At 69.5% G+C, this 25,794-nt stretch carries 27 protein-coding genes; 11 read left to right on the top strand and 16 right to left on the bottom strand.

All coding sequences use genetic code 11. From position 1 onward, the window contains the following. Positions 1-505: 505 nt before the first annotated feature. On the top strand, positions 506-1,963 hold the full coding sequence (locus tag AC07RM_RS30455) for a YdgA family protein (RefSeq protein WP_495336896.1): 1,458 nt from the start codon (positions 506-508) through the stop codon (positions 1,961-1,963). 52 nt (positions 1,964-2,015) lie between these two features. On the opposite strand, the gene AC07RM_RS30450 is transcribed toward AC07RM_RS30455, so the two are convergent. From AC07RM_RS30450 to dapF, 6 genes are all read right to left on the bottom strand, one after another. Next, positions 2,016-3,068, bottom strand: a complete 1,053-nt coding sequence (locus tag AC07RM_RS30450; RefSeq protein WP_093353350.1) for a CobW family GTP-binding protein — start codon at positions 3,066-3,068, stop codon at positions 2,016-2,018. 121 nt (positions 3,069-3,189) lie between these two features. Beyond that, positions 3,190-4,413 carry a class I SAM-dependent rRNA methyltransferase gene (locus tag AC07RM_RS30445; RefSeq protein ID WP_395348864.1) on the bottom strand — a complete coding sequence of 408 codons (1,224 nt, stop codon included), beginning with the start codon at positions 4,411-4,413 and terminating at the stop codon, positions 3,190-3,192. Next, positions 4,410-5,456, bottom strand: coding sequence for a tyrosine recombinase XerC (locus tag AC07RM_RS30440; RefSeq protein ID WP_495336895.1), 1,047 nt, complete (start codon positions 5,454-5,456; stop codon positions 4,410-4,412). Before AC07RM_RS30440 ends, AC07RM_RS30445 begins: the two co-directional genes overlap by 4 nt. Beyond that, the gene (locus AC07RM_RS30435) at positions 5,440-6,099 is read right to left on the bottom strand and encodes a YdcF family protein (protein ID WP_495336894.1); all 660 of its coding nucleotides are present in this window, start codon (positions 6,097-6,099) and stop codon (positions 5,440-5,442) included. The genes AC07RM_RS30440 and AC07RM_RS30435 overlap by 17 nt, the downstream gene beginning before the upstream one ends. Further along, positions 6,096-6,797, bottom strand: coding sequence for a DUF484 family protein (locus AC07RM_RS30430; RefSeq protein WP_057597239.1), 702 nt, complete (start codon positions 6,795-6,797; stop codon positions 6,096-6,098). Before AC07RM_RS30430 ends, AC07RM_RS30435 begins: the two co-directional genes overlap by 4 nt. Beyond that, positions 6,794-7,669 (bottom strand): diaminopimelate epimerase, encoded by an 876-nt coding sequence (gene dapF / locus AC07RM_RS30425; protein ID WP_495336893.1) that lies wholly within the window; start codon positions 7,667-7,669, stop codon positions 6,794-6,796. Before dapF ends, AC07RM_RS30430 begins: the two co-directional genes overlap by 4 nt. Before the next feature lie 63 nt (positions 7,670-7,732). Between dapF and AC07RM_RS30420 the strand changes: the two genes are divergently transcribed. Next, the gene (locus tag AC07RM_RS30420) at positions 7,733-9,106 is read left to right on the top strand and encodes a hypothetical protein (protein WP_495336892.1); all 1,374 of its coding nucleotides are present in this window, start codon (positions 7,733-7,735) and stop codon (positions 9,104-9,106) included. A 7-nt stretch (positions 9,107-9,113) separates the two neighbouring features. Here the strand turns inward: AC07RM_RS30420 and AC07RM_RS30415 are convergent, their stop codons facing one another. The 7 genes from AC07RM_RS30415 to AC07RM_RS30385 form a co-directional block, all read right to left on the bottom strand. Then, positions 9,114-9,935, bottom strand: a complete 822-nt coding sequence (locus AC07RM_RS30415) for an alpha/beta fold hydrolase (RefSeq protein ID WP_093353337.1) — start codon at positions 9,933-9,935, stop codon at positions 9,114-9,116. A 55-nt stretch (positions 9,936-9,990) separates the two neighbouring features. Next, on the bottom strand, positions 9,991-11,577 hold the full coding sequence (locus AC07RM_RS30410; RefSeq protein WP_495321995.1) for an MFS transporter: 1,587 nt from the start codon (positions 11,575-11,577) through the stop codon (positions 9,991-9,993). After that, entirely contained in the window at positions 11,570-11,968 is a 399-nt protein-coding gene (locus tag AC07RM_RS30405) for a DoxX family protein (protein WP_495336891.1), read from the bottom strand. Before AC07RM_RS30405 ends, AC07RM_RS30410 begins: the two co-directional genes overlap by 8 nt. A gap of 5 nt (positions 11,969-11,973) precedes the next feature. Further along, a complete protein-coding gene (locus tag AC07RM_RS30400; protein ID WP_495336931.1) occupies positions 11,974-13,881 on the bottom strand; it encodes an amidohydrolase in 1,908 nt (635 codons plus the stop codon). An 80-nt stretch (positions 13,882-13,961) separates the two neighbouring features. After that, on the bottom strand, positions 13,962-14,252 hold the full coding sequence (locus tag AC07RM_RS30395) for a DUF1427 family protein (protein WP_495336890.1): 291 nt from the start codon (positions 14,250-14,252) through the stop codon (positions 13,962-13,964). 41 nt (positions 14,253-14,293) lie between these two features. Then, complete coding sequence (locus AC07RM_RS30390; RefSeq protein ID WP_495336889.1) at positions 14,294-14,947, bottom strand: hydrolase; 654 nt, start codon at positions 14,945-14,947, stop codon at positions 14,294-14,296. A 54-nt stretch (positions 14,948-15,001) separates the two neighbouring features. After that, entirely contained in the window at positions 15,002-15,721 is a 720-nt protein-coding gene (locus tag AC07RM_RS30385; protein ID WP_495336888.1) for a pirin family protein, read from the bottom strand. 193 nt (positions 15,722-15,914) lie between these two features. Between AC07RM_RS30385 and AC07RM_RS30380 the strand changes: the two genes are divergently transcribed. Together AC07RM_RS30380 and AC07RM_RS30375 are read left to right on the top strand one after the other, a co-directional pair. After that, the gene (locus AC07RM_RS30380; RefSeq protein WP_296780891.1) at positions 15,915-16,832 is read left to right on the top strand and encodes a LysR family transcriptional regulator; all 918 of its coding nucleotides are present in this window, start codon (positions 15,915-15,917) and stop codon (positions 16,830-16,832) included. A gap of 70 nt (positions 16,833-16,902) precedes the next feature. Beyond that, complete coding sequence (locus AC07RM_RS30375; RefSeq protein ID WP_495336887.1) at positions 16,903-17,220, top strand: hypothetical protein; 318 nt, start codon at positions 16,903-16,905, stop codon at positions 17,218-17,220. Between the two features lie 14 nt (positions 17,221-17,234). Here the strand turns inward: AC07RM_RS30375 and AC07RM_RS30370 are convergent, their stop codons facing one another. Then, positions 17,235-17,870 (bottom strand): 2-hydroxychromene-2-carboxylate isomerase, encoded by a 636-nt coding sequence (locus AC07RM_RS30370; protein WP_495336886.1) that lies wholly within the window; start codon positions 17,868-17,870, stop codon positions 17,235-17,237. A gap of 216 nt (positions 17,871-18,086) precedes the next feature. On the opposite strand from AC07RM_RS30370, the gene AC07RM_RS30365 reads away from it, so the two are divergent. The 4 genes from AC07RM_RS30365 to dkgB all read left to right on the top strand — a co-directional run bounded on the left by AC07RM_RS30365 (position 18,087) and on the right by dkgB (position 21,378). After that, the gene (locus tag AC07RM_RS30365; RefSeq protein ID WP_256222967.1) at positions 18,087-18,935 is read left to right on the top strand and encodes an alpha/beta hydrolase; all 849 of its coding nucleotides are present in this window, start codon (positions 18,087-18,089) and stop codon (positions 18,933-18,935) included. Next, a complete protein-coding gene (locus AC07RM_RS30360; RefSeq protein ID WP_495336885.1) occupies positions 18,932-19,183 on the top strand; it encodes a hypothetical protein in 252 nt (83 codons plus the stop codon). The genes AC07RM_RS30365 and AC07RM_RS30360 overlap by 4 nt, the downstream gene beginning before the upstream one ends. A gap of 37 nt (positions 19,184-19,220) precedes the next feature. Then, entirely contained in the window at positions 19,221-20,423 is a 1,203-nt protein-coding gene (locus tag AC07RM_RS30355; RefSeq protein WP_495336884.1) for an MFS transporter, read from the top strand. Positions 20,424-20,553: 130 nt separating this feature from the next. Then, positions 20,554-21,378 (top strand): 2,5-didehydrogluconate reductase DkgB, encoded by an 825-nt coding sequence (dkgB, locus tag AC07RM_RS30350; RefSeq protein WP_495336883.1) that lies wholly within the window; start codon positions 20,554-20,556, stop codon positions 21,376-21,378. 96 nt (positions 21,379-21,474) lie between these two features. Here the strand turns inward: dkgB and AC07RM_RS30345 are convergent, their stop codons facing one another. Then, positions 21,475-21,855, bottom strand: a complete 381-nt coding sequence (locus AC07RM_RS30345; protein WP_057597225.1) for a hypothetical protein — start codon at positions 21,853-21,855, stop codon at positions 21,475-21,477. A 252-nt stretch (positions 21,856-22,107) separates the two neighbouring features. On the opposite strand from AC07RM_RS30345, the gene AC07RM_RS30340 reads away from it, so the two are divergent. From AC07RM_RS30340 to AC07RM_RS30330, 3 genes are all read left to right on the top strand, one after another. Further along, positions 22,108-23,070, top strand: coding sequence for a GlxA family transcriptional regulator (locus tag AC07RM_RS30340; RefSeq protein WP_495336882.1), 963 nt, complete (start codon positions 22,108-22,110; stop codon positions 23,068-23,070). A gap of 116 nt (positions 23,071-23,186) precedes the next feature. Continuing rightward, on the top strand, positions 23,187-24,182 hold the full coding sequence (locus AC07RM_RS30335) for an SLAC1 anion channel family protein (protein ID WP_495336930.1): 996 nt from the start codon (positions 23,187-23,189) through the stop codon (positions 24,180-24,182). A gap of 199 nt (positions 24,183-24,381) precedes the next feature. Beyond that, entirely contained in the window at positions 24,382-24,786 is a 405-nt protein-coding gene (locus tag AC07RM_RS30330; RefSeq protein ID WP_495336881.1) for a RidA family protein, read from the top strand. Here AC07RM_RS30330 and AC07RM_RS30325 read toward each other — a convergent pair. Continuing rightward, entirely contained in the window at positions 24,781-25,782 is a 1,002-nt protein-coding gene (locus tag AC07RM_RS30325) for a phosphotransferase enzyme family protein (protein WP_495336880.1), read from the bottom strand. The genes AC07RM_RS30330 and AC07RM_RS30325 overlap by 6 nt on opposite strands. Between the last annotated feature and the right edge of the window lie 12 nt (positions 25,783-25,794).

Genomic DNA, 25,794 nt, shown 5'->3' with positions numbered 1-25,794 from the left:
TTTGCTGCGGCGCCTTCCTTCTTCGCTACGGTCGCCGTCGCGGAAGATGCTTTCTTGGCCGCCGGTACAGCCGGCTTCGCGGCCGTCGCCTTGGTGGCGTCGGTCCTGGATGCTGGCGTGGCCTTGGCGGCGGGCTTCTTCACGGTGACTGGCTCCTTGGACGAACTGGAACGCGCTTTCACTGGTGTCTCCTCCCATGGGAGCCACTGCGGACCTGGTCGGCCGCGCGGGCTCCACGTTGTCGAGGGCATCCGCCGGTCGGCGAACCCCGGGGTTATACCCCCGAAAGCCCGCCGCAAACATGCGGCGCCCTCCTGTCTTCGACCCCTGCCGCCCCCTTGCGGGGGGACCTGGCGTTTTCAACAGGCGCGCGATTGTATAGAGAACTCGAATGCGCGGGCGATGCGTTTGGCCCCCACGGCGCTCCGGTAGCATCGCGCCGCGCCGGCGGAGGGCCGGCGCCAGGGGCCTCATGGCCCTGGATACCCCTACAAGAAAGCCGAACTTGAGCAAGAAGACAGTCCTGGGAGTCCTGGCCGCCGCGATCGCGCTGGCCTATGCCGGCAGCACCTGGTGGGCCGGCAACAAGGTGAAATCCGTCTACGACAGCGCCTTCGCGGAACTGCCGCAGCAAAGCGCGCTGGTGCGCGTGACCGAACGCAGCTACGAGCGCGGCTTCCTCGGCGCGGTCAGCACCGTGACGCTGGAGCTCGGCTGCCCGGCCGACGCCGCCGTGGCCGGCGCGCCGCCCGCGGACCCGGACGAAGAGGACGGCGAGGAGGCCGCGCCGCCCCCGTCCAAACCGCTGCGCCTGAGTTTCCGCGACACCATCCGCCACGGCCCGCTGGCCGGCGGCAGCCTGGCCGCGGCCACCATCGACAGCGAACTGCTGCTCGACATCAAGGGCCAGGCCGAGGCGAAGAAGGTGTTCGGCGACGCCAGACCCTTCGGCGCCCACACCCGGGTCGGCTTCGACGGCGGCTACGCCAGCGAGATCACGCTCGCGCCCGGCCAGTTCGCCGACGAGGGCAAGACCCGCGTCTCCTGGCAGGGCGCACAGCTGCGCGTGCGGGTCGACGGCGCGCGCACCGAGGCGCACTACGAACTCGCCCTGCCCGGCTTCGAGGCCGCGGACCTGCGCAACGGCGTCAACCTCAAGATGGGCAAGCTCGGCGCCCGGGCCGACCTGGACATCCGCCACGGCTGGATGCTGGCCACCGGCAAGAGCACGGGCCGGCTCGAGGCGCTGGAATTCACGGTGGCCGGCAAGAAGGCCGATCCCGACGCCGCCCCCGCCAAGCCCCTCCCCACCATCGTGCTGCAGGGCCTCGATGCCGCCAGCGACGCCACCATCGAGAACGGCCTCTACACCGGCACCGCCACCTTCAAGGGCACGGGCTCGGTCGGCGCGACCCGCATCGACAACTTCGAGATGGCCAGCAGCACGCGCCGCATCGACGTCAGCGGCTACCGCAAGCTGGCCGAGGCCTGGACCCGCTCGGCCGCCGCCAACGGCTGCATCCGCGGCAAGGCCTCGCAGGCCGCGCTGCGCGCGCTGGTCGACCAGCTCGCGCCCGATCTCAAGGCCATGGCCAAGCATGGCCCCGAGGTCGGTGTCGACCGGCTGCTGGTCGAGATCGACGGCCAGCGCGCCGAGTTCGGCTACTCGGTCGCCATGGCCGGCGTGACCGACGAGGACCTGCAACTGCCCGGCAACGCGCTGCTGCTCAAACGCGGCGTGCTCAAGGCCAACGGGCGGCTGCCGGTGAAGTGGATCGAGAAGATCGCCGAGACCGCCGGCGGCAGCCAGGCGCCGTCGCCCGAAGTGGCCGCGCTGATGATCGAACAGTTCGAGCAGCAGGGCTACCTGAAGCGCGCGGGCGACGACGTGACCAGCCAGGTCGAGTTCAGCGGCGGCCAGCTCAAGCTGATCGGCAAGCCCGTCGAGCTGCCCGCCAAGTAAAAAGGCGCCAGGCCTCGCGGCCGGCGCCTTTTCTTCATTCGGAATCTTCAGTTCACACCAGGCACTGCTCGAGCCCCTGCTCGAGGATCTCGCGCGGCAGCTCGATGCCGATGAAGACCATGCGGCTCTGGCGCTGCTCGTCCTTGCCCCATTCGGGACCGAGGTCGCTGCCCATCAGCTGGTGCACGCCCTGGAAGATCACCTTGCGCTCGGTGCCCTTCATGTTCAGCACGCCCTTGTAGCGCAGCATGCGCGGGCCGTAGATGTTGACGATCGCGCCCAGGAAGTCTTCCAGCTTGGCCGGGTCGAAGGCGCGGTCGGCCTTGTAGACGAAGCTCTTGACGTCGTCGTCCGTGTGGTGATGGTGGCCGTGGCCCTCGTGCTTGTGCGAGGGATGGTCGCAGTGCTCGCCATGCGCGTGGTCATGGTCGTGATGGTCGTGGTCGTCTTCCTTCAGGAAGTCGGGGTCGATGTCGAGCTTGGCGTTCAGGTTGAAGCCGCGCAGGTCGAAGATGTCCTTGAGCGGCACGTCGCCGAAATGCGCCTTCTGCTGCGGCGCGCGCGGGTTCATGTGCTTGAGGCGATGGATCAGCGCCTCGGTCTCCTCGGCCGACACCAGCTCGCTCTTGCTGATGAAGATCTGGTCGGCGAAGCCCACCTGGCGGCGCGCCTCCTGGCGGTCGTTGAGCTGCTGCGGCGCGTGCTTGGCATCGACCAGCGTCAGGATCGAGTCGAGCAGGTAGCTCTCGGCGATCTCGTCGTCCATGAAGAAGGTCTGCGCCACCGGGCCGGGATCGGCCAGGCCCGTGGTCTCGATCACCACGCGGTCGAACTCCAGCAGGCCCTGGCGCTTCTTGGCGGCCAGCAGCTGCAGCGCCTCGCGCAGGTCTTCGCGGATGGTGCAGCAGACGCAGCCGTTGCTCATCTGCACGATCTGCTCCTTCGATTCGGTCACGAGGATGTCGCTGTCGATGTTCTCCTCGCCGAACTCGTTCTCGATGACCGCGATCTTCTGGCCGTGGGCCTCGGTCAGGATGCGCTTGAGCAAGGTCGTCTTGCCCGAGCCGAGGAAGCCGGTGAGGATGGTGGCGGGAATCAGGGCCATGGGGTGCTCCGGAAGCGGAAAACGGATGGAATGGATCGGAAAGCGGGAAACTGGCGGGCAGTGTAGCCAGTGCCACTGAGTTGCGTTGCCGCGGGGGCCAAGCCCCCTTCGGCCGGCACGGTCAAGCGGGTTTTCGCACCACCGCCAGCCCCTTGAGGTACTCGCCCTCGGGGAATTCGATGGTCATCGGATGGTCGGGCGCCGCGCCCAGGCGTTCGGCGATGTAGCCGTCCACGCCGGCATCGAGCCCGGCCGAGGCCACGATCTTGTGGAACAGGTCGGCGCCCACGCCACCCGAGCACGAGAAGGTCAGCAGCACCCCGCCCGGTTCGAGCAGCTTGAGCGCGAGCCGGTTGATGTCCTTGTAGGCGCGCGCGGCGCGCTCGGCATGCGCCACCGTGGGCGCGAATTTCGGCGGATCGAGCACGATGGCGTCGAAGCTGCGCCCCTGGTCGAGGAACTCGCGCAGCACGGTGTTGACGTTGGCATCGAGAAACTCGGCCTCGAAGCCGTCGGCCGCCGCGTCGAAGCCGTTGAGCGCCAGGTGGCCGCGCGCGCGCTCCAGCGCCGGCAGCGAGGAATCGACCGACACCAGCGAGGCGCCCTTCACCGCGTCCGCCGCCTTCAGGCCCGCGAGCGCCGCCACCGTGAAGCCGCCCGTGTAGCAGAAGCAGTTGAGCACGCGCCGGAAGCGCCGGTGCCGCGCCATCTCGGCGAAGCGCCGGCGGCTGTCGCGCTGGTCGAGGTAGAAGCCGGTCTTGTGGCCGGTGGCGATGTCGAGCGACAGCTTCCAGTCGTGCTCGCGGATCACGATCTCGGTCGCCTCGTCCTGTCCGCGCAGCCAGCCCGTCACGGGCTTGAGCCCCTCGCGCTCGCGGCCGCTGGCGTCCGAGCGCTCGTAGAGCTTCGACAGGCCCGTCGCCTTCAAGAGCGCATCGGCCAGCACGGCCTTCCAGCGCTCCACGCCGGCCGACAGGAACTGCGCCACCAGCGTGTCGCCGTAGCGGTCCACGATCAGGCCCGGCAGCCCGTCGGCCTCGCCATGCACCAGCCGCACGCCGTCGCTCTGGAGCTCGAACAGGCCGCGCGCCGCGACCGCGCGCGCCACCACCGACGCGAGGAAGGCCGCGTCGATGCGCTGCGTCTCGACGAAGCTCCAGGCGCGCGCGCGGATCTTGGAATCGGGGCTGAAGGCCGCCCAGGCGAGGAAGGCGCCGTCGTGCGATTCGATGCGCACGGTCTCGCCGGCATCGGCGCCGCCGCGCGCGATGGCGGATTCGAACACCCAGGGATGGCGGCGCTGCAGCGAGCGCTCCTTGCCGGGCTTGAGTCGGAGGGATTTCATGTTTTCTTGTCGGGAGTTTTCTTAGCGCCACGGCTGCTGCCACTGCCGCCATCGTCGTCGCGGGCCCGCGCGCGCGGATGCGCCGCATCGTAGGCGCGCGCCAGGTGCTGGAAATCGAGCCGCGTGTAGACCTGCGTGGTCGCGATGTTCGCGTGCCCCAGCAGGTCCTGCACCGCGCGCAGGTCGCTGCTCGACTGCAGCACGTGGCTCGCGAAGGAATGGCGCAGCATGTGCGGATGCACCGGCGTCGCGAGGCCGGCCTTGAGGCTGCGCCCGCGCAGCAGCTTCCACACCGCCTGCGACGACATCCGCACGCCCTTGGCGCTGATGAAGAGCGCCGCCGCCTCGGCCGGTTCGCGCAGGGTGGCGGCCGTGAGCGCCGCGCAGTCGCCGCGCACCGCGAGCCAGGCCGCCAGCGCCTCGATGGCCTTCGAGCCCACCGGCACCATGCGCCGCTTGCTGCCCTTGCCGAGCACGCTGGCCTCGTGGGCGTCCATGTCGATCCAGCCGCGCGCGGTCTGGCTCGCGCGCGCGTCGAGCCCCGTGAGCTCGCTCACGCGCAGGCCGCAGCCGTAGAGCACCTCGACGATCGCGCGGTCGCGGGTCTCGGTCCAGGGGTCGGCCTCGGCGTCGTGCAGCTCGGCCAGCCGCACCGCGTCGTCCACGCCCAGCGCCTTGGGCAGCGGGCGGTCGGCCTTGGGCGCGTGCACGTCCTGCACCGGGTTGAAGCCGATCAGCTTCTCGTGCCCGAGCCAGCGGTAGAAGCTGCGCCAGCACGACAGCACCAGCGCGATGCCGCGCGGCTCGCGGCCCGAGCCATGCAGCTGCGCCATCCAGCGGCGCACGTGCGCGGTCTGCACGCGGTCCAGCGGCAGCCTGGCCTCGGCCGCGTTCGCCGCCAGTTCCTTCAGGTGGTAGCTGTAGAGCTCGAGCGTGCGCGCCGACAGCCGGCGCTCCACGCGCACGTACTCCAGGTATTTCTCGATCCAGCCCGAATCGGCGGGCGGGGCCTCGGCCCCGGCCGCGCTAGAAGAGGTAGCCATGCGCGGCATTGTTCACGACCGCGAGCGGCTCGCGCAATGCGCCCTTGAAGACCATGCCCCAGCGTCGCCAGCAGCTCGAGGGCGCGGCCGCGTACTGCACGTCGAAGGCGCGGTCGAAGCCGCTGTTGCGTGCCAGCCGCTTCACGCGCCACAGGTGGTAGGGCTCCGACACCACGATCACGCTGCGCACGCCGGCCGCCTGCAGCATCGGCGTCGACAGCGCGAGGTTCAGCCGCGTCGAGCTCGACACGCGCTCCTGCCGCATCGGCCCGGCATGGCCCACGGCGCGCGCATGCTGCTCCATCACCTCGGCCTCGATGCGGCCGTCCTCGGTGTCGACGCCGCCCGAGAACAGCAGCTCGCGCGCCAGCCCGGCGCGCGCCAGGGCCACGCCCTCGTCGACGCGCCCGGTCAGGCAGGGATTGGGCTTGCCACGCAGGTAGGCTCGGTTGCCGAGCACCAGCGCGGCATCGGCCGCGCGCTGCGGCGGGTTGGCGAGCGCCTCGCGCGCGCCCTGCCACACCACGGTCCAGGCGGTCGCGTAAACGACCACGCCGACGCCGAACACCGTCCAGGCCGCGATCCGCAGCACGCGCGGCACCCGGCGCCACAGGCGCCCCAGCGCCGCGACGGGACGGATCAAGGCCGCAGCCGCGACAGCGCGCCCGAGGCCAGTTCGGCGATGCGCTCGAGGAAGTCGGTGCCCATTTCGGCGTTGAAGCGCTGCGCGTCGGGCGAGGCCAGCACCAGCAGGCCGAAGGCCGGGGCGTTGGGCTCGGCGCGCAGCGGAATCAGCGAGATCGAGGCCGCGGCATTCGGCTCGGGCAGCCAGTTGGCCGCCTCGAAGCCCGCGTTGAGGCCGCAGTACGGCGAGGTCAGCGAGGTCGCGAGCGCCTTCACGTCGTCGCTGACCCACTGCGCATAGGCCTCGTTGAGGTATTCGGTGCCGCAGTCCCAGACCTTGATGGCCGTCTGCGGCACCAGGAACAGCGACTGCAGGTCGACCGCGATGCGATAGGGCAGGCTGCGCGGGTCGCGCGTGGTCAAGAGGCCCGCGGTCCAGCGCTGCAGCCGGTCGGCGATCACCACGTTCTCGGTGCCGTGGCGCACCATGTCCATCACGCGGTGCTCGAGCGCCTTGATCTTCTCGCGCAGCATCTCGGCCTGGCGCTCCTGCAGGCTCACGGCGCGGTTGCCGTGCGGGCTGGTGAGCTGCACCTGCGCCAGCAGCTGGGCATGGCGCTCGAAGAAGTCGGGCGTGTTCGCCAGGTAGTTCGCGATGTCGTCTTCGGTGATCGGGTTCATGGCGTTCGCGTCTTGGTTGTTCGTGAAGGAGGTCATGGCAGGTCCGGCACCTCGATGTCGCCCTCGAACACCGTGGTGGCCGGGCCCGTCATCAGCACCGGCCGGCCCTCGCCCTGCCATTCGATGGTGAGCATGCCGCCGTGCGTCTGCACGTCGACCCGGCGGTCCAGCAGCCCGAGGCGGATGCCCGCCACCACCGCCGCGCAGGCGCCGGTGCCGCAGGCCAGGGTTTCGCCCGCGCCGCGCTCGAACACGCGCAGCTTCACGTGCGTGCGGTCGACCACCTGCAGGAAACCGGCGTTCACGCGCTGCGGAAAGCGCGGATGGTGTTCGATCTGCGGCCCCTGCTCGGCCACGGGCGCGGTCTCGACGTCGTCGACGAGCTGCACCGCGTGCGGGTTGCCCATCGACAGCACCGCTACCGAAACGATAGCGCTGCCGGCCCGCGTGCCCAGCGCCAGGTGCCAGGTGTGCCAGCCGCCCTCGGGCTGCGGATCGAGCCCGGCGGTGTCGAAGGGCACGCGCTCGGGTTCGAAGATCGGCGCGCCCATGTCGACCGTCACGCGGCCGTCGTCGCCCATGCGCGGCTCGATCACGCCGGCCAGGGTTTCGACGCGCACCGTGTTCTTGTCGGTCAGGCCGTGCTCGCGCACGAAGCGCATGAAGCAGCGCGCGCCATTGCCGCACTGCTCGACCTCGCCGCCGTCGGCGTTGTGGATCACGTACTGGAAGTCGGTGCCCGCGGCGCGCGCGGGCCGCACCGTGAGGATCTGGTCGGCGCCGACGCCGAAGTGGCGGTCGGCCAGGAAGCGGTACTGCGCGGCCGTGAGGCCCAGCGTGCCGCGCGTTTCGTCGAGCACGACGAAATCGTTGCCGGCCCCCTGCATCTTGGTAAAGCGGATTCGCATCGACGGATTATCGCCAGCGGCACCGGCCCTTAGGATCGCGGGCCCAAAGGAAATCGCCCGCCCATGTCCTCAGAAACCCCGCCGCCCGCCGATTGGAAGGCGCTGGAACCGCTGCTCGTGGACGACGCCGTGCGCGCCCTGCAGGCCCTGCTGGACCAGAACCCCGGCGAAAGCTTCTACGCCGCCGCCCTGTACGGCCTGTACCGCGAACTCGACGGCCCGGTGTTCCTGCCCGGCCTGGCGGCCCACAGCCTCGGCGCCCTCGGCGGCCCGCCGGCCGGCCGTTTCTGGGAGGCGGCCTGGAATCCGCCCGACTGGCGCTGGGACCTGAGCGGCTTCGAGAGCGAGGCCCTGAGCGCCGGCGCCGAGGCGGCCGCGATGCAGTCCACGCGGCGCGCCTGGCTCGCGGGCGAGCGCCGCTGCGTCGACATGCTGGTGAGCGCCACGAAGAAGATCCGCAAGGCGCTGGCGCAGAGCCATCCGGGGCAGCTCGCGCCCGACTTCGTCGTCTTCCTGCACGACGAGGAAGGCGGCCCGGCCTGGGTGCGCCGCTGCATCGGCGAGAAGACCTTCCTCGCGCTGATGCCCGAGGAGGACGCGCACGAGAGCGAGCGCCGCCGCGTCGCCGCGCTGCCGGAGGAGGCCCAGGCGCAGTACCTGGTCGAGCGGCTGGGCCGCTTCGAGGGCGCCATCGACGGCGAAGACGCGGCCGAATGGCTCTGCCGCCTCGGCGCGCCCGCCGTGCCGGCGCTGCTCGAACGGCTGGCGCCCAAGGGCCGGGCCTGGGAAGCGGCCTCGCTGCTGGGCCGCATCGGCATCGCCACGCCCGAGGTGCTGGCCGCGCTGCGCCGCCAGGCCAGCGGCCGCGGCGAGCCGCCCGACCGTTCGTGGGCCGCGCGCGCCCTGGCCTTCCTCGGCCACAGCGACTGGCTGCTCGAGCAACTGGCGACCGGCGCGGACACCGAGGTCGCCATCGAAGGCCTGTGCGCGCCCTACTCCGCCTTCCGCGACCGCACGCCGCTGGCGCTCGACTACCGACCGCTCGAGGCCCTGCTGTCTTTCTCGCCCGCCGCCGAGGCCCGCGCGCTCGCCATCCTCAAGCCCGGCAGCAGCTACTGCAGCCTGCGCGCCGGCGAGATCGAGGAGGCCCTGCGCGGCCTTGCCGCGCCGCATGCGCGGGTGCGCCTGCATGCCGCCAGCCTGATGGACGATCGCGGCCTCGGCGCCGCCGCCGGCCGCCGGCTGCTGCCCGCGCTGGCCGAGCGCATCGCGCACGACACCGATGCCGGCGTGCGCTGGACCGCCCTCTACAGCCTCGCGGCCTGGAAGCGCGCCGGGCGCCCATGGCACGAGGCCGTCGCCCATGCGGCGCAGCACGATGCCGACGAGCGCGTGCGCGCCGAAGCCCTCGCGTGGCTCGGCGCGCACGGCGGCTGAAGCGCGCTCAGCCCTGCACGAAGCCCAGCAGGTCCGCGTTCACGCGGTCGCGGTGCGTGGTGCAGGTCGCATGCGGCGCGCCCGCGTACACCTCGAGCCGGCTGCCCGCGATCAGCTCGTGCGCCAGCTTGCCCGTGGCCTCGAAGGGCACGACCTGGTCGTCGTCGCCGTGGATCACCAGCGTGGGCACGTCGATCTTCGCCATGTCGGGGCGGAAGTCGGTCTCGGAGAACGCGGTCACGCAATCGATCGTCGCCTTCAGCGAGGCCTGCAGCGCGATCTGCAGCGTCTGCTTGAACACGCCCTGCGACACCGCCGCGCCCGGCCGGTTGGTGCCGTAGAAGATGGTGCTGAAGTCGTCGAGAAACTGCGCCCGGTCGGCCGCGAGGCCCGCGCGGATGCCGTCGAACAGCGACTTCTCGGGACCCACCGGATGGTCGGCCGTCTTCATGAACAGCGGCGTCACCGCGCTGATCAGCGCCAGCTTCGCCACCCGCGCCGAGCCATGGCGCGCGATGTAGCGCGTGACGTCGCCGCCGCCCATCGAGAAGCCCGCGAGCACCACGTTCTTCAGGTCGAGCTTCTCGATCAGCTCGGCGATGTCGTCGGCGAAGGTGTCGTAGTCGAAGCCGGTCCAGGGCTGGCTCGAGCGGCCGAAGCCGCGGCGGTCGAAGGCGATGGCGCGGTAGCCGCGTTCGGCGAAGAACTGCATCTGGCTGTCCCACATGTCGGCGCTCAGGGGCCAGCCATGGCTGAACAGGATCGGCTGGCCGCTGCCCCAGTCCTTGTAATAGAGCTCGGTGCCGTCGCGAAGGGTCAGTGTGGTCATGGTTTTTCCTTGATGAGGGGTTGAAAGAAACGGAAAGGGAAAGAAGAAGGAAGGCTCAGAGCGACAGGAAGTGATGCACCTCCGGCTTGCCCGGCCCCGCATGGAAACGCAGCGCCTCGCCCTGCAGGTCCGCATCGGCCTGCGACACGCGGTGGTGCTGGCGCAGGTGCTCGGCCCAGGATTCGACGAGGAACCATTCCATGATCCGTTCCGGGTCGGCCGTGTGCTCGTGCAGGCCCCAGGCATAGGCGCCGTCGCGGCGGCGTTCGAGCGACAGGCGCTTCATCGCGGCCATGAAGGCGGGCCGGTCGTCCTTGCGGATGCGGTACTCGACCTGGATCATCACGGGCCCGCGGTCGTGCGCCACGGGCTCGGCCACCAGCGGCTCGGGCCAGTGGTTCGAGGCCTGCAGGTCGGCTTCGCCCGCCGGCAGCTTCACACGGTGGAAGATCAATCCCGCCACCACCAGCCCCACCGCGCCCGCCACCAGCGTGAACGGCACGCCGATCTGCTGCGCCACCAGGCCCCAGCCCAGGCTGCCCGCGGCCATCGCGCCGTTGAACACCGTGAGGTAGACCGCCAGGCCGCGTCCGCGCACCCAGTTCGGCAGGATCGACTGCGCCACGCTGTTGAGCGTGGTCAGCGCCACGATCCAGCCCAGGCCCAGCACCAGCAGCAGCGCCACGGCCAGCCACTTGGGCGGTGCCAGCACCAGCGCGCCCATCACCGCCGCCGTCAGCACCGAGGCCAGCAGCAGCATGCCGTCGGCATCGAGCCGCTCGCGCATCCGCGGCATCAGCAGCGCGCCGCCGATGGCGCCCGCGCCCACCGCGCCCAGCAGCACGCCGTAGAAGCCGGCGCTGCCGCCGAGCATCTGGCGCGCCACCAGCGGCAGCAGCGCCCACACCGAGCTCGCGAACAGGAAGAACACCGCCGCGCGCAGCAGCACCACGTGCAGCTCCTTGCTCGAGCGCGTGTAGCGCAGGCCGGCGCGGAAGGCACCGAGGAAGTTCTCCGACAGCCCGCTGTCGACGGCCGCCGGCCGCTTCCACCACAAGAGCGCCGCGATCACGAACACGTAGCTCAGCACGTCCACGCCGTAGGTCACGGCCGCGCCGAAGCTCGCGAGGATCAGCCCGCCCGCGGCCGGGCCGATCGAGCGCGCGATGTTGATGCCCAGCGAGTTCAGCGCCACCGCGCCCTTGAGGTCCGAACGCGGCACCAGCTCGGGCACGATCGATTGCCAGGTCGGCCCCATCAGCGCCGCGCCGATGCCGCCCACGAAGGTCAGCGCGATCAGGTACTCGACCGTCAGCGCGCCGGTGTGGGAGAGCACCAGCAGGCTGCCGCTGACCGCCGCCAGCACCAGCTGCACGAAGATCAGGAAGCGGCGCCGGTCGAGGATGTCCGACAGCACGCCGGCCGGGATCGCCAGCAGGAACACCGGCAAGGTGGCCGCGGTCTGGATCAGCGCCACCGCGGTCGGGCTGGCCGACAGGTCGGTCACCAGCCACGAGCTCGCCACGTCGCGCATGAAGCTGCCGATGTTGCCGAGCACCGTGGCGGCCCACAGCACCGCGAACACCGGCTGGCGCAGCGGGGCGAAGGCGCCGGGCTTGGCGGTCTTGGGGGCTTCAGTCATCGTGACGTTCCTTGAGGTCGAGCCAGGCCACGAGCACGAAGCCGCCGACCAGTCCCAGGTGTTCGAAGAAGGAGTTGGCGGCCATGAAGCGCTCGTGCCCCAGCGGCATCTCCCAGAAACGCAGCGCGACGAAGGTCGCCATCAGCGTGAAGCCCGCCAGCGCGAGCGCGCCGAGCCAGCGCCAGAAGCCCGCGAGGATCAGCGCCGCGGCGCCGAGCTCGAGCACGATCACCACCGCGGCCAGCGGGCCGGCCGGCGACAGGCCGAAGTGGTTCATCTCGGCGATCGCCGCGTCGAAGTCCATCGCCTTGTTGAGTCCGCCCTGCAGGTAGGCCGCGCACAGCAGCAGCAAGGCGATCCAGCGCACGGCCGAAGAGGTGGTCCAGCGCATCGCCATCACACCGCCCAGCAGGCGCAGCCCAGCGCGCCCCAGAAGCTCTTGAGGTCGGCGATCGGCAGCTTGCTGCTCCAGGCCGTCGCGTGGCTGTGGCCATGCACGTTGCAGTCGTTGGCGCAGCCGCACGACGCAGCGGCGTTGCGCATTACTTTCTGCATCGGCGCGCCCTCGGCACCGTGCACGCCCTGCGTGTCGGCCCAGCCTGCATAGCCCCCGAAGGTGCGCGCCGGCGACCAGTCGGGCATCGCGGGCGGCGGCGCGCCCTCGTCGAGCGACGCGAAGCGCCCGGCGCCATAGACCACCTTGCCGCCCACCATCGTCAGCAGCGCCGTGATGTCGGCGATCTCCGATTCGGCGCAGCCGAAGTAGTCGCGGTCGGGCACCACCAGGTCCGCGAGCTGGCCGGCCTGGATGCGGCCCTTCTTGCCCTCCTCGTTCGAGAACCAGGTGACGTTCTCGGTCCACATGCGCAGCGCCCCCTCGCGGTCGAGGCAGTTGCGCTGCGGATAGAGCTGCATGCCGCCCACCGTCTTGCCCGTGACCAGCCACGACAGCGACACCCACGGGTTGTACGAGGCCACGCGCGTCGCGTCGGTGCCGGCCGAGACCTTGAGCCCGCGCTCCAGCATCTTCTTGACCGGCGGCGTGGCCTCGGCCGCGCCCGCGCCGTAGCGCTCGACGAAGTACTCGCCCTGGTAGGCCATGCGGTGCTGCACCGCCACGCCACCGCCGAGCGCGGCGATGCGGTCCATCGACTCCTCGGAGATCGTCTCGGCATGGTCGAAGAACCAGTTCAGGCCGGCCAGCGGCGTGTCCTTGTTGACCTTCTCGAACACGTCGAGCGAGCGGCTGATGGTCTCGTCGTAGGTCGCGTGCATGCGCCAGGGCCAGCGGTTCTGCGCCAGGATGCGCACCACCTCCTCGAGCTCGCCTTCCATCTCGGGGCCCATCTCGGGCCGCGGCTCGCGGAAGTCCTCGAAGTCGGCGGCCGAGAACACCAGCATCTCGCCCGCGCCGTTGTGGCGGAAGTAGTCGTCGCCCTGCTTGTACCTGGAGGTCCTGGTCCAGTTCAGGAAGTCGGCCTTCTCCTCCTTGGCCTTCTGCGTGAACAGGTTGTAGGCCAGGCGGATCGTGAGCTGCCCGTCGTCGGCCAGCTTCTGGATCACGGCGTAGTCGTCGGGATAGTTCTGGAAGCCGCCGCCCGCGTCGAGCGCGCCGGTCACGCCCAGGCGGTTGAGCTCGCGCATGAAGTGGCGCGTGGAATTGAGCTGGTAGTCGAAGGGCAGCTTCGGCCCCTTGGCCAGCGTCGCGTAGAGGATCGCGGCATTGGGCTTGGCCAGCAGCAGGCCGGTCGGGTTGCCGGCGGCATCGCGCACGATCTCGCCGCCGTGCGGCGCCGGCGTGTCCCTGGTGTAGCCCACGGCGCGCAGCGCGGCGCCGTTGAGCAGCGCGCGGTCGTACAGGTGCAGGATGAACACCGGCGTGTCGGGCGCCACCGTGTTGAGTTCGGCGATGGTCGGCAGCCGCTTCTCCACGAACTGGTGCTCGGTGAAGCCGCCCACCACGCGCACCCATTGCGGCGCCGGCGTGATCGCCACCTGGCGCTTGAGCATGCCCATCGCGTCGGCCAGGCTCCTCACGCCGTCCCAGCGCAGCTCCATGTTGTAGTTGAGGCCGCCGCGGATGATGTGCAGGTGGTTGTCGATCAGCCCCGGCAGCACGCGCTGGCCTTGCAGGTCGATCACGCGGGTGTTCGGGCCAGCCAGCGGCAGCACGTCTTCGGCGCGGCCCACGCGGGTGTAGCGGCCGTCCTTGATGGCCACGGCATCGGCCGTGGGGTTGGCGCGGTCCAGCGTGGTGAAGCGGCCGTTGCGCAGGATGAGGTCGGGGGTCTGGGTGTTGGCCATGGTCGGGGTGGATGCGAGGGAGGTGGCGGCGAAGGCGCCGAGGGCGCCCAGGAGCTGGCGGCGTTGCGGGTCGGGGGTGCTCATGCATCGCTCCTGTCGGACGAGCGGGCAGCGGCGGTCTTCGACGCTTCGGGCTGCACGCACTTCGGCAGTTCGCCGAACACGTGCGGCTTGACCTGGTGATGCAGCCACGAGGTGGCCGCGGGCCGCTCGAACACCTGCCGCACCAGCGGCGGGAGCTGCTCGCCGAGCAGGATGCCGAGCAGGCCGACCAGCGCGATCACCGGCGGCGCCGGCGAGCGCACCTGGAACAGCGCGTAGATCACGCCGACCAGCAGGCCCAGCGCAAGGGAGACGACATAGGGCTTCATGGCCGGCGCTCTCTGTTCGTTGTTCCGTTCGTTGCCGGGGCTCAGCCTTCGTGGGCGCCGAACATGCTCTTGGCGTAGTTGATGCCGATGCCGTAGGCGCCGCCCACCTTCTTCGCGATGCCGGTCGTGAGTTCGTAGGTGTCGCCGCGCGCCCAGTCGCGCTGCAGCTCGAGCAGGTACTGCAGCGAGGTCATCGGCCGCGCGCCGGCCTGCACCATGCGCTGCATCGCGCGCTCGTGCGCCTCGGCCGACACGTCGCCGCAGGCATCGGCGATCACGTAGACCTCGAAGCCCTGGTCCAGCGCCGACAGCGCCGGGCCCACGATGCACACGCTGGTCCACAGGCCCGCGAGCACGATGCGCGGCTTGCCGATCTCATTCACGCGCTCGATCACGGCCGCGTCCTCCCAGGTGTTCATCGAGGTGCGGTCCAGCATCTTCTGGTCGGGGAAGGCGGCCGTGATCTCGTCGAACATCGGGCCCGAGAAGCTCTTCTCGGCCACGGTCGTGAGGATGGTCGACACGCCGAATCCTGCCCCTGCCTGCGCCACCAGCGCGGCGTTGTTGCGCAGGTTCACCGCGTCGATCGAGTGCGTGGCGAAGGCCATCTGCGACTGGAAGTCGATCATCACCAGCGTGTGGTCGGTGGGGGTCAGCAGGGTGGCGCCGGCGGTGGGGGTGGCTTTGATGGACATGGGAAGACTCCTGAAAAAACGAGGTTGAAAAAAGACAGAGGGGGAGAAACGAAATCAGAGCGCCGGCAGCTCGTTCGGCCGCAGGTCGAACACCAGCACCTCGGCGTCGTCGCCGTTGGCAAAGTCGAGTTGCTGCGCGAGGCGGATGCGGGCGCCGTCGCCCTCGGCCATGCGCTGGCCGTTGACTTCCACGCTGCCGCGGGCCACGTGCACATAGGCATAGCGGTCGACGGCCAGCTGCAGCGAAGCGGTCTCGGCGCCGTCGAACAGGCCGGCGTAGACGCGGGCGTCCTGGTGCACCGCGAGCGAGCCCTGGTCGCCGTCGGGCGAAATGATCAGCCGCAGCCGGCCGCGCTTTTGCTCGGCGTCGAAGTGCACCTGCTGGTAGCGCGGCGCCACGCCGCGCGCACCGGGCACGATCCAGATCTGCAGGAAATGCACCGGGTCCACGGCCGAGGCGTTGAACTCGCTGTGCCGCACGCCCGTGCCGGCGCTCATCATCTGCACGTCGCCCGGGTGGATCACCGAGCCCGTGCCCATCGAGTCCTTGTGTTCGAGCGCGCCTTCGAGCACGTACGAAAAGATCTCCATGTCGCGGTGCGGATGGGTGCCGAAGCCGCGGCCCGGCGTCACGCGGTCGTCGTTGATCACCAGCAGGTCGGAGAAGCCCTGCTGCTGCGCGTCGTGGTAGTGGCCGAAGGAGAAGGTGTGGCGCGACTGGAGCCAGCCGAAATTGGCGGTTCCACGGTCGGTGGCGGCGCGAAGTTCCAACATGGTTGATGACCTTTCGATGACAGTTTTGATCGATGTGATTCACAATCGCTTTCGGGGCTCATCCCCTAGGCATGGATCAATCATCGCGGGCCAAAACCCGGTCATCGGCGAAACTTTTCAGCCTTTATGATCGAAGTTTTCGATCATCGATTTCGATCGTTCAACCTTCGTACTCATCCACAGGAACACGCCCGTGCTCAAGCTCAGCCTGGAAGCCATCGAGGTCGTCGACGCCATTGCGCGCCACGGCTCCTTCGCGGCCGCCGCCACGCGCCTGAACAAGGTGCCCTCGACCATCTCGTACGCCGTGGGCAAGCTCGAGGAGCAGCTTGGCATGCTGCTGTTCGAGCGCAACGGCCCGCGCGTCACCCTCACCGCCGCGGGCGAGGAAATGCTCAAGGAAGGCCGCTGGCTGCTGAGCGCCGCGAGCGACCTCGAATCGCGCATGCGCCAGATCGCCACCGGCTTCGAGTCCGAGCTGCGGCTGGTGCACGACTCGCTGATTCCCACCCAGGCCCTGATCGGCGACGTGCGCGCCTTCGAGGACCTGCGCTGCGGCACCCGGCTACGCATCGGCTGCGAGGCCCTCACCGGCACCTGGGAAGCGCTGCGCGAGGGCCGCGCCGACATCGTCATCGCCGCCGGCGAGGGCCCGGCCGGCGGCGGCTACCAGGCCACGCAGGTCGGCAGCCTCGAGTTCGCCTTCTGCGTCGCGCCCACCCATCCGCTCACGCGCATCGGCCGCCCGCTGCAGCGCGGCGACCTGCTCGAGCACAACGCCATCGTGGTGGGCGACAGCGCGCGCACCCTGTCAGACCGCACCGTCGGCCTGCTGGCCGGGCAGCCGCGCATCACCGTGCCCTCGATGGTTGCCAAGATCGCCTGCCAGCTCGAGGGCCTGGGCCACGGCTACCTGCCGCGCGCCTGCATCGCGCTCGAGCTCGCGCGCGGCACCCTGGTCGAGCTGCCCACCGAGGAGCCGCGCCCGCCCGAGGCCTTCTGGCTCGCGTGGAAGACCGGCGCCAAAGGCCAGGCGCTGCGCTGGTGGCGCGAGCGGCTCAACCGCGTGCTGGTGCCGGCGCTGCTGCCGCGTTCGATGTGGGTGCAATGAGCCGATGGCCGACATGCATGCGGCATGAGCGGCCTTCGCGCGCGAACGGTTTCAAGCGAGGATCGGCACCATGAGGACACGGATCGTGCTGCGCCGCGACAGCGGCTTCATGGATTTCACGCGCAGGTACAAGGTGCTGATCGACGGCGAGGAGGCCGGCACCATCGGCAACGGCGGCCGCTTCGAGACCGAGGTCGAGGCCGGCTCGCACACCCTGCAACTGCGCATCGACTGGTGCAGCTCGAATCTGCTGGAGTTCTTCGCGCCCGAGGGAAGCCAAGTCGGCCTCGGGTGCGGCTCCAACCTGCGCGGGCGCCACATCTGGAAGGCCAGCCGCCTGCTCGACGAGGCGCCCGAGGCGTGGATCTGGCTGCGACTCGCGGCCTGAGCCTTGCCGGGGCCTCAGCCCGCCGCGCGCAGCTTGTCGAGCGCCCGGTCGAGAAAGCCCAGCCGGTCCTGCCCCCAGAAGCGCTCGTCGCCGAGGATGAAGGTCGGCGCCCCGAACACCCCGAGCTCCACCGCCTCCGCGCTGTTGGCACGGTACACGGCCAGCACCTCGGCCGACTGCTCCATCGCCTGCAGGGTCGCGCCGTCGTAGCCGTTCTCGTCGGCCACCGCGATGCGCACCGCGGCTTCCGACGTGTTGCGCTCCTCGGCCCACAGCGCGCGCAGCAGCGCATGCGAGAGCGGCAGCGCATCGAGCCCCTGCAACTGCGCCGCGATCACCATCCAGCCCGGGTACTTGTTCCAGTTCGGGTCGCTGGGCGCGCCCTTCGGGTAGTGCGCCGGCTCCAGGTTCAGCGGCATGCCGAGGTAGTCGCGCCAGCGCGCCAGCTCGAGCGCGTGGTACGTGCGGCGCGGCTCGGGCCGCGTCTTCAGCGGAATGCCGCCGGTCTGCGGCACCACCGTCTGGAAGTCGTAGGGCTTGAGCGCCAGCCGCACGTGGTGGCGGCGCACGATGTCCTGCAACTGCGGGCCACCGAGGTAGGCCCAGGGCGAGGAAAGGCTGTAGAAGCAGTCGAGGGCAAGGGTCGTCATGGGGCCGGATTATCTGCAGCGCCTTGGCGCGCGGCGTCAGCGCAAGCCGACAAAAGCCGGCGTCGCGCGGCGCTGCGTTCCCCATCGCGCAGCCAACCTCGCCGTACATCGGCGAACACCGTCATACACCAGGCTACGCGCTGTCTTCCCAACGCGGCGAAACTATCGCCTTCCCGCCCGCATCACACAACGCCGGCCTTTTTCTCGGGAGCCCCTTTGCCCTCATACAACACCAACGCAAGAATCGCCCGCTTCGCCCTGTCGACCTCGGCCGCCGTCATCGGCAGCCTCGCCGCCTACTGGACCCTGCTGGCCACGCGCCAGGGCCACATCCTCTTCAATGCCCGCAAGCGGCCCGTGGTGCATCTGTCGGAAGACTTCTCCACCTACTCGCACCCCGTGCCCGGCGGCATGGTGCGCGGCTACGTCTACCACCCGCAGGGCGAGGCCGCCGTGCAGGACCTCATCATCTACTTGGCCGGCCGCGGCGAAGACGTGCGCGTGACCGCCCAGGCCCTGCACTGGCTGCCCGAGGGCTTCGGCATGGCCGCCATCAACTACCGCGGCGTGGCCGATTCGCAGGGCAGCCCGTCGGAGGTCGCCTCCGTGGCTGACGCCGAGCAGTTCGCGCGCCATCTGCGCCGCGCCTTCCCGCAGGCGCGCCTGCATGTCGTCGGCCGCAGCCTCGGCACCGGCGTCGCCATCCAGTTGTCGGCGCGCCAGCCCTTCGAGAGCCTGCAGCTCGTGACGCCGTACGACTCCATGCTCGAAGTCGCGAAGAAGCGCTTTCCGCTCGTGCCGCTGTCGCTGCTGCTGCGCCATCGCTTCAATTCGATCGAGCACAGCAAGGAGGTCGCCGCCAAGACCCAGGTGCTGCTGGCCGAGCGCGACGACGTGGTGCTGCACGAACGCTCGCAGAAGCTCATCGACGCCTGGCCCACGCCCGTGAGCGTGAAGACCGTGGCGAACTCCGACCACCACAACATCATGGGGCTGGAGGAAACCTGGCTGCGGCTGATCGACTTCGCGTTGACTTCGGTGTTGCCGGAGCCGATGGCGGCTTGAGTTGGCGCCTGGCGATTGATCGATGCGTGAAAGCCGCCGGTTTTGCCGGCGGCTTTTTTATTTCATGGCGCGGCGATGGCCGGGGGCGGGGGCTGGCTCGCGTCTTCGATGGCCCCGCGCAGCGTGAGGCCGCGGCGTCGATCATTGAGCTAGGCGTGATAAGCCGTTTTTGCATTTATATTGCGCGATTTTTCTTGACTACCAGGCAACTATCTTCTGCTTTGAACAGCGTTTTTCTGCAAGAGTAACCACGAGACACTCCTTTCCATCAAGAAGGAGTGCCCCATGCCCATCGCCCTACTAGCGCTAACCCTCAGCGCCTTCGCCATCGGAACGACAGAGTTCGTCATCGTTGGCCTCATCCCCACCGTCGCCGCCGATCTAGGCATCGGCCTTCCCTCTGCCGGCCTGCTGGTCAGCCTCTATGCACTGGGCGTGGCCATCGGCGCGCCGGTGCTCACCGCGCTCACGGGCAAGCTGCCGCGCAAGGCGCTGCTGCTGGGCCTGATGGCGCTGTTCACGGTCGGCAACCTGCTGGCCTGGAAGGCGCCGAGCTACGAAACGCTGGTGGCCGCACGCATCCTCACGGGGCTGGCGCACGGGGTGTTCTTCTCGATCGGCTCGACCATCGCCACCGGCCTGGTGCCCAAGGAAAAGGCGGCCAGCGCGATCGCGATCATGTTCACGGGCCTCACGGTGGCGCTGGTCACGGGCGTGCCGCTGGGCACCTTCATCGGGCAGCACTTCGGCTGGCGTGAAACCTTCCTCGCGGTGTCGGCGCTCGGCGTGATCGCCTTCGTAGGCAGCTGGATCTTCGTGCCCCGCGACATCCGCCACACGGCGCCGGCCTCGCTGGCGCAGCAGGCCAAGGTGCTGGCCGAGCCGCGCCTGTTGCTCGTGTATGCCAAGACGGCCATCGGCTACGGCGGCTCGTTCATTCCCTTCACCTTTCTCGCGCCGATCCTGACCGACGTGGCCGGCTTCAGCGCGGGCGCGGTGGGCTGGGTGATGCTGGTCTACGGCGTGTCGGTGGCGGTGGGCAACATCTGGGGCGGCAAGCTGGCCGACCGGCTGGGCCCGATCCCGGCGCTGAAGATCATCTTCGCACTGCTGGCCGCGGTGCTGCTGCTGTTCAACTTCGCGGCGCCGCACAAGTGGTTTGCCGTGGTGGCGGTGCTGCTGTGGGGCGCGGTGGCCTTCGGCAACGTGCCGGGCCTGCAGGTCTACGTGGTGAAGCAGGCCGAACGCTTCACGCCGCAGGCGGTCGACGTGGCCTCGGGCCTGAACATCGCGGCCTTCAACCTCGGCATTGCCGGCGCGGCCTGGGCCGGCGGCCTGATCGTCACGCACCTCGGCCTGATGCACACGCCCTGGATCGGCGCGCTGGTGGTGCTGGTGTCGCTGGCGCTCACGCAGTGGAGCGGCGTGCTCGACCGCCGCAGCGGCATCCCGGTGCGCGCCTCGGGGCCGGTACCGGTCGGACACTGAGGCGCGGTGCGCGCCTGCGCCGCGCGACGAAGGCGCGGCGTCCTCTCTCTTCTTTCGCCTTCATTCATTCATCCATCCATTCACCGGTCGACCGATTCGACCCACGTACTTCTCAACCAAGGACCCCACCATGAGCAACGACAACACCCCCTCCCCCATCCCCGCCTTCGGCCTCGGCACCTTCCGCCTCAAGGGCCAGGTGGTCATCGACTCGGTGAAGACCGGCCTCGAACTTGGCTACCGCACCATCGACACGGCTCAGATCTACGGCAACGAAGCCGAGGTGGGCCAGGCCATCGCCGAGAGCGGCGTGGCACGCAGCGAACTGTTCATCACCACCAAGATCTGGACCGACAACTACGCCAAGGACAAGCTGGTGCCCAGCCTCAAGGAGAGCCTCGCGAAGTTGCGCACCGACCACGTCGACCTGACGCTGATCCACTGGCCCTCGCCCGGCAACGCGGTGCCGGTGGCCGAGTTCATGGGCGCGCTGGCCGAGGCCAAGGCGCAGGGGCTCACCCAACGCATCGGCGTGTCGAACTTCAACATCGCGCTGATGAAGGAAGCGATCGCGGCCGTGGGCGCGGCGCAGATCGCCACCAACCAGGTCGAGCTGCACCCCTACCTGCAGAACCGCAAGGTGGCCGAGTTCGCGAAGAGCCAGGGGATCCACATCACCTCGTACATGACGCTGGCCTACGGCAAGGTCATCAACGACCCTGCGATCGAGGCGATCGCCAAGGCGCATGGCGCGACCACGGCGCAGGTGGTGCTGGCCTGGGCGATGCAGCTGGGCTATGCGGTGATTCCGTCGTCGACGAAGCGCGCGAACCTCGAGGGCAATCTGAAGGCGCAGCAGCTTCGGCTCAGCGACGCGGGGATGACGCAGATCGCGGCGCTCGACCGTGGGGAGCGGCTGACGGATCCGGCCGGGCTGTCGCCGGCGTGGGATTGAGGGAACAAGAAGAAAGAGAAAGCGCGGCGGGCCGCACCCTGAAGGCCGGCCCGCACGCTGGAGCTGCTGCGCCCGAGGCGCGGCATGCTGCCCGCATCAAGAACCTTCGCTGACGCCACGCGCGGCCGTCGCACGCGCTTCGGCACGCACGGCCTGGCGGTCGACGTTGCCGGCCACGACGCGAGCCACGCCATCGCCGCTCACGTCGCCATAGAGGTTGCCGGCGCGCGCGGCGGCCACGGCCTGCGAACGGGCGTCCGAACGGGCGACCTGGCTCTGGAACACCGGCGGCACGCCGGCCTGGGCGGCTTCGCTGTACGGGTCTTCGCTGTGGGCGGCGACCACGGCCTGTGCACGCACATCGGCGCGGCTCGCGGTCGACTGGAACTGCAGCACGCCCTGGTATTGCTCGGCGCTGGCGCCGAGCGAGAACACGGAGGCGAGGACGGCGACGGAGAGGAGAACGGAAGACTTCATGATGGACTTTCTGGAAGATTGAAGAAGAAGGAGACGGACAGTCGTCAGTGGCTGAAGGAGAGGGTTGTTGCTGCTGACGGAAGTGATTGTTTTCGGGGCATGCCCCTCGCGAACGCGATTGCGTATGCCTGTGTATCTGCGGGGGCGACCGCTCACAGTAAATTTCACGACGGGGGCATCGCACCCGCGCGGGCGTCCAGGTAGACAGGGCGTTCTACAATCGCCCGCCCATCGGCCCCGAAAGCGCGCCCCATGAAGCTGGTCATCGTCGTCCTCGAAGGGGTCCAGGCCCTCGATGTCGCGGCGCCCATGGACGTCTTCACCGAGGCCAACCGCTTCCTGAGCGCGCACCAGCAGTACGAGATCACGCTCGTGGGCCTGCAGGCCGGCGGCGTGCGCTGCGCCAACGGCATGCAGCTGCACGTGGGCACGGGCTACCTCGACCACCACGAACAGCCCGACCTGCTGCTGGTGGCCGGCGGGCCGAACCTGCCCGAGCTGCACGCCTATCCCGCGCCCTTTCTCGCCTGGCTCAACACCATGGCCGCGGGCTCGCGGCGCTACGGCTCGGTGTGCAACGGCGCCTTTCCGCTCGGCCACGCGGGCCTGCTCAACGGCAAGGAGGTCACGGCGCACTGGCACGACGTCGACCGGCTCATCGCGCGCTTTCCGCGGGCGCGCGTGCGGCCCGACAAGATCTTCGTGCGCGACGGCAAGCTGTTCACCTCGGCCGGCGTGACGGCCGGCGTGGACCTCTGCCTCGCGCTGGTGACCGAGGACTGGGGCCACGAACTCGCGCTGCGCATCGCCAAGCGGCTGATCGTCTACATCCGCCGCGACGGCGGGCAGTCGCAGTACAGCCCCTACCTGGCGGTGGGCCCGAAGGAAGAGACCATCGTGGCGAAGGTGCTGCGCCATGTCACCGAGCACCTGAGCGAGCCGTTGAGCATCGAGCAGCTCGCCGATGCGGTGGGCGTGAGCCGCCGCACCTTCTCGCGCAGCTTCGCGAAGGACGCCGCGATGACGCCCTCGGCCTTCGTCGAGCAGGTGCGCATCGACTTCTCGCGCAAGCTGCTCGAGGAGACCGACCTGCCGCTCAAGACGGTGGCCTTCCGCTGCGGCTTTCGCAGCGCGAACCACATGCGCGTGGTGTTCGCGAAGCGGCTCGACACGACGCCGCGCGATTACCGCGAGCGCTTCAACAACGTGGCCTGAAACGGGCCATCAATGGCGCAAACCGCGCCATCGTGGCCCACCGTCGGGCAGCGCCCGCTCCTAGACTTTTGCTTCGCCCTCGCCGCTCTCGCGCGGGGGGTTTTCAGGAGCAAGAAATCATCACCACGCACACGCTGAGTCCGGCGGCCCCTCCGCGACAGACCTCCCTTCGCCACCTGCCGGTCAACCTCTTCGCCTCGGTCATGGGCATCTCGGGACTGGCCGGCGCCTGGCACCAGGCCAGCGAGCAGTTCGGCGCGAGCCCGGTGATCCACGCGTCGATCGGCGCCATCGCGGTCGCGGTGTTCGTGCTGCTGTGCCTGGCCTACGCGGCCAAGGCCGTGCTGCATCCGCAGGCGGTGCGTGCCGAGTTCATGCACCCGATCGCGGGCAACTTCTTCGGCACGATCACCATCGCCACGCTGCTGATCTCCTCGGTCGTGGCACCGGTCAGCGCGCGGGCGTCGCAACTGCTCTGGAGCATCGGCGCCGCGCTGACCGTCGCGCTGTCCTTCACCATCGTGAGCCGCATGCTGCGCGGCAAGGTCGACGCAGGCCATTCGGTGCCGGCCTGGCTGATCCCGGGCGTGGCCACGCTCGACATCACGGTGGCCGGCGGCACCATGCCCATGGCCTGGGCGCGCGAACTCAACCTGTTCGCGATGGCCGTGGGAACGATGGTCGCGCTGGTGTTCTTCACCATGATCGTGTCGCGCCTGATCCATCACCACGAGAAGCTGACCAACGAGATGGTGCCCTCGCTGATGATCCTGGTCGCGCCCTTCGAGGTGGGCTTCCTGGCCTACACCAGCTTCTTCCAGCGCGTCGACACCTTCGCGGCGCTGCTCTTCTACTTCGGGCTCTTCGTCTTCTTCACGCTGCTGTTCAAGGTGTTCCGGCGCAGCATTCCCTTCGCCGCCGGCTGGTGGGCACTGAGCTTTCCGATCGCCGCGCTCGCCAATGCCGCGCTGCGCTACGCGCACCACGCCGACTTCCTGCCGCTGACCGTGCTGGCGCTCGCGCTGCTGGCCTTCCTGAGCGTGCTGATCGCGGTGCTCGCGGTTCGCACCCTGCAGTGGCTCGCGAGCGGCAGGCTGCTCGCGCCCAAGTGAACAACAACCTCTCGCACCACAAGACCATGAACGACGCTCCATACTCGCCACCCATCGCACCCACCGCCCCTGCCGACGCGACGAGGCCCACGCTTCTGTCAGGCTGGGACGAGGTCGGAAACTGCAGCTGCCTGGACCGTGTCGAGGCCGCGCCCAATCCGGCCGACGGCCGCTCTTCAGAACCACACATTCCCTTGTCATGACGGAACGACAACTCATCATCCCCGCCTCGATGCAGCGCCTGGCCGAACGCGCCGGCTACGCGCCCGCCGTCAAGGTCGGCGCCACGGTCTACTGCGCGGGCCAGGTCGGCCGCACGCCCGAACTCGAGGTCATCTCCGACCCCGAGGCGCAGTTCGTCGCGGCCTGGGACAACCTGCGCACGGTGCTGGCCGAAGCCGGCTGCGGCTTCGAGGACGTGGTCGAGATGACCACCTACCACGTCGACATGGCGACACACATGCCGGTGTTCCGCGCGGTGAAGGACCGCCTCTTTCCGCGCGGCCAGTGCGCCTGGACCTGCATCGGCGTGCACTCGCTCGCGCACGCGGGGCTGCTGGTGGAGATCAAGTGCGTCGCGGTGGCGCGCGACGTCCGGTCATAGCGGCAGCTCGAGCGTTTGCCATGTGCGCAGCATGGCGGTCTGCTTGTGCAGGTAGTCGGTCGGTATCGACTGCGATCCCCAGTCGGGAATGCGCGCCGCGTATTCGCCCAGCAGCCAGAGCTGCCGCACCGCCATGAAACGCGGGATCGCGGCGAGGTCGATATCGGCGACCGGCCGCACTTCGCGATAGGCGCCGATGAAGGCCAGCCATTGGGACCTGGCCTTCTCGCTCATCACGCCATCGGGCATGCGCGGATACAGGCTCCACGGATACACCGCGAGTTCGTAGGCCAGGTAGCCGGGGCCCGCTTCGTCGAAGTCGAAGAACAGCGCCCGGCGCTGCCCCTTCGCATCGGCCGCGATGAAGTTGTTGTAGCCGTGCGTGTCGCCATGGCACAGCACGCGCGAGAGTTCGCCGAAGGCCAGGATGTCGTCGGCGAGGCGACGGCCTATCTCCTCGTACTGCGGGCGCAGCTCGGCCGTCATGGTCGATCCGCGCAACAGGGCTTCGAGCGGACGGTGCAACAGGTGATCGAGATCGAGGGTGTAGTCGCTGGGCGGACCGCCATAGCTTTCGCCCGCCGCATGCAAGGCGGCCAGCCCATGCGCGAGCAGCGCGATGTGCTCGACGCTGTCGCCGGTGGCTTCGCCTTCGAGGTGCTCGAAGAGCATCAACGCGCGCGGTCCTTCGGGCAGTTGCGCCCGGATCGCCGCCTCGCCATTGGCCGCGGGCAGGCAGCGCGCGACAGCGCAACCGGCATCGGCCCAGTGCGCGAGCGCGGCCGCCTCGAAGGCGATATTGGGCCCGCCACGAAAGCGCTCGGGGCTCAGCCGCGCCACCACGCGCCGGCCATCGGCGAAGTCCAGGCGGTAGCTCTGGTTGAAGCGTCCAATCAGGAATTCGCTCGCGACGACTTGGCCCAGGTCGTAGAAGGCCTGCACGAGCCTCGCGATGCTGGCGGCGGTCGGCGTCGATTGCGCGATATCGATCTGCATGGAGCCCCCGAA

The organism is Variovorax sp. GW821-FHT09B05 (genome assembly GCF_059418265.1).
Note: the sequence above shows the minus strand (reverse complement) of the source record. Positions and strands in the feature narration are given on the sequence as shown.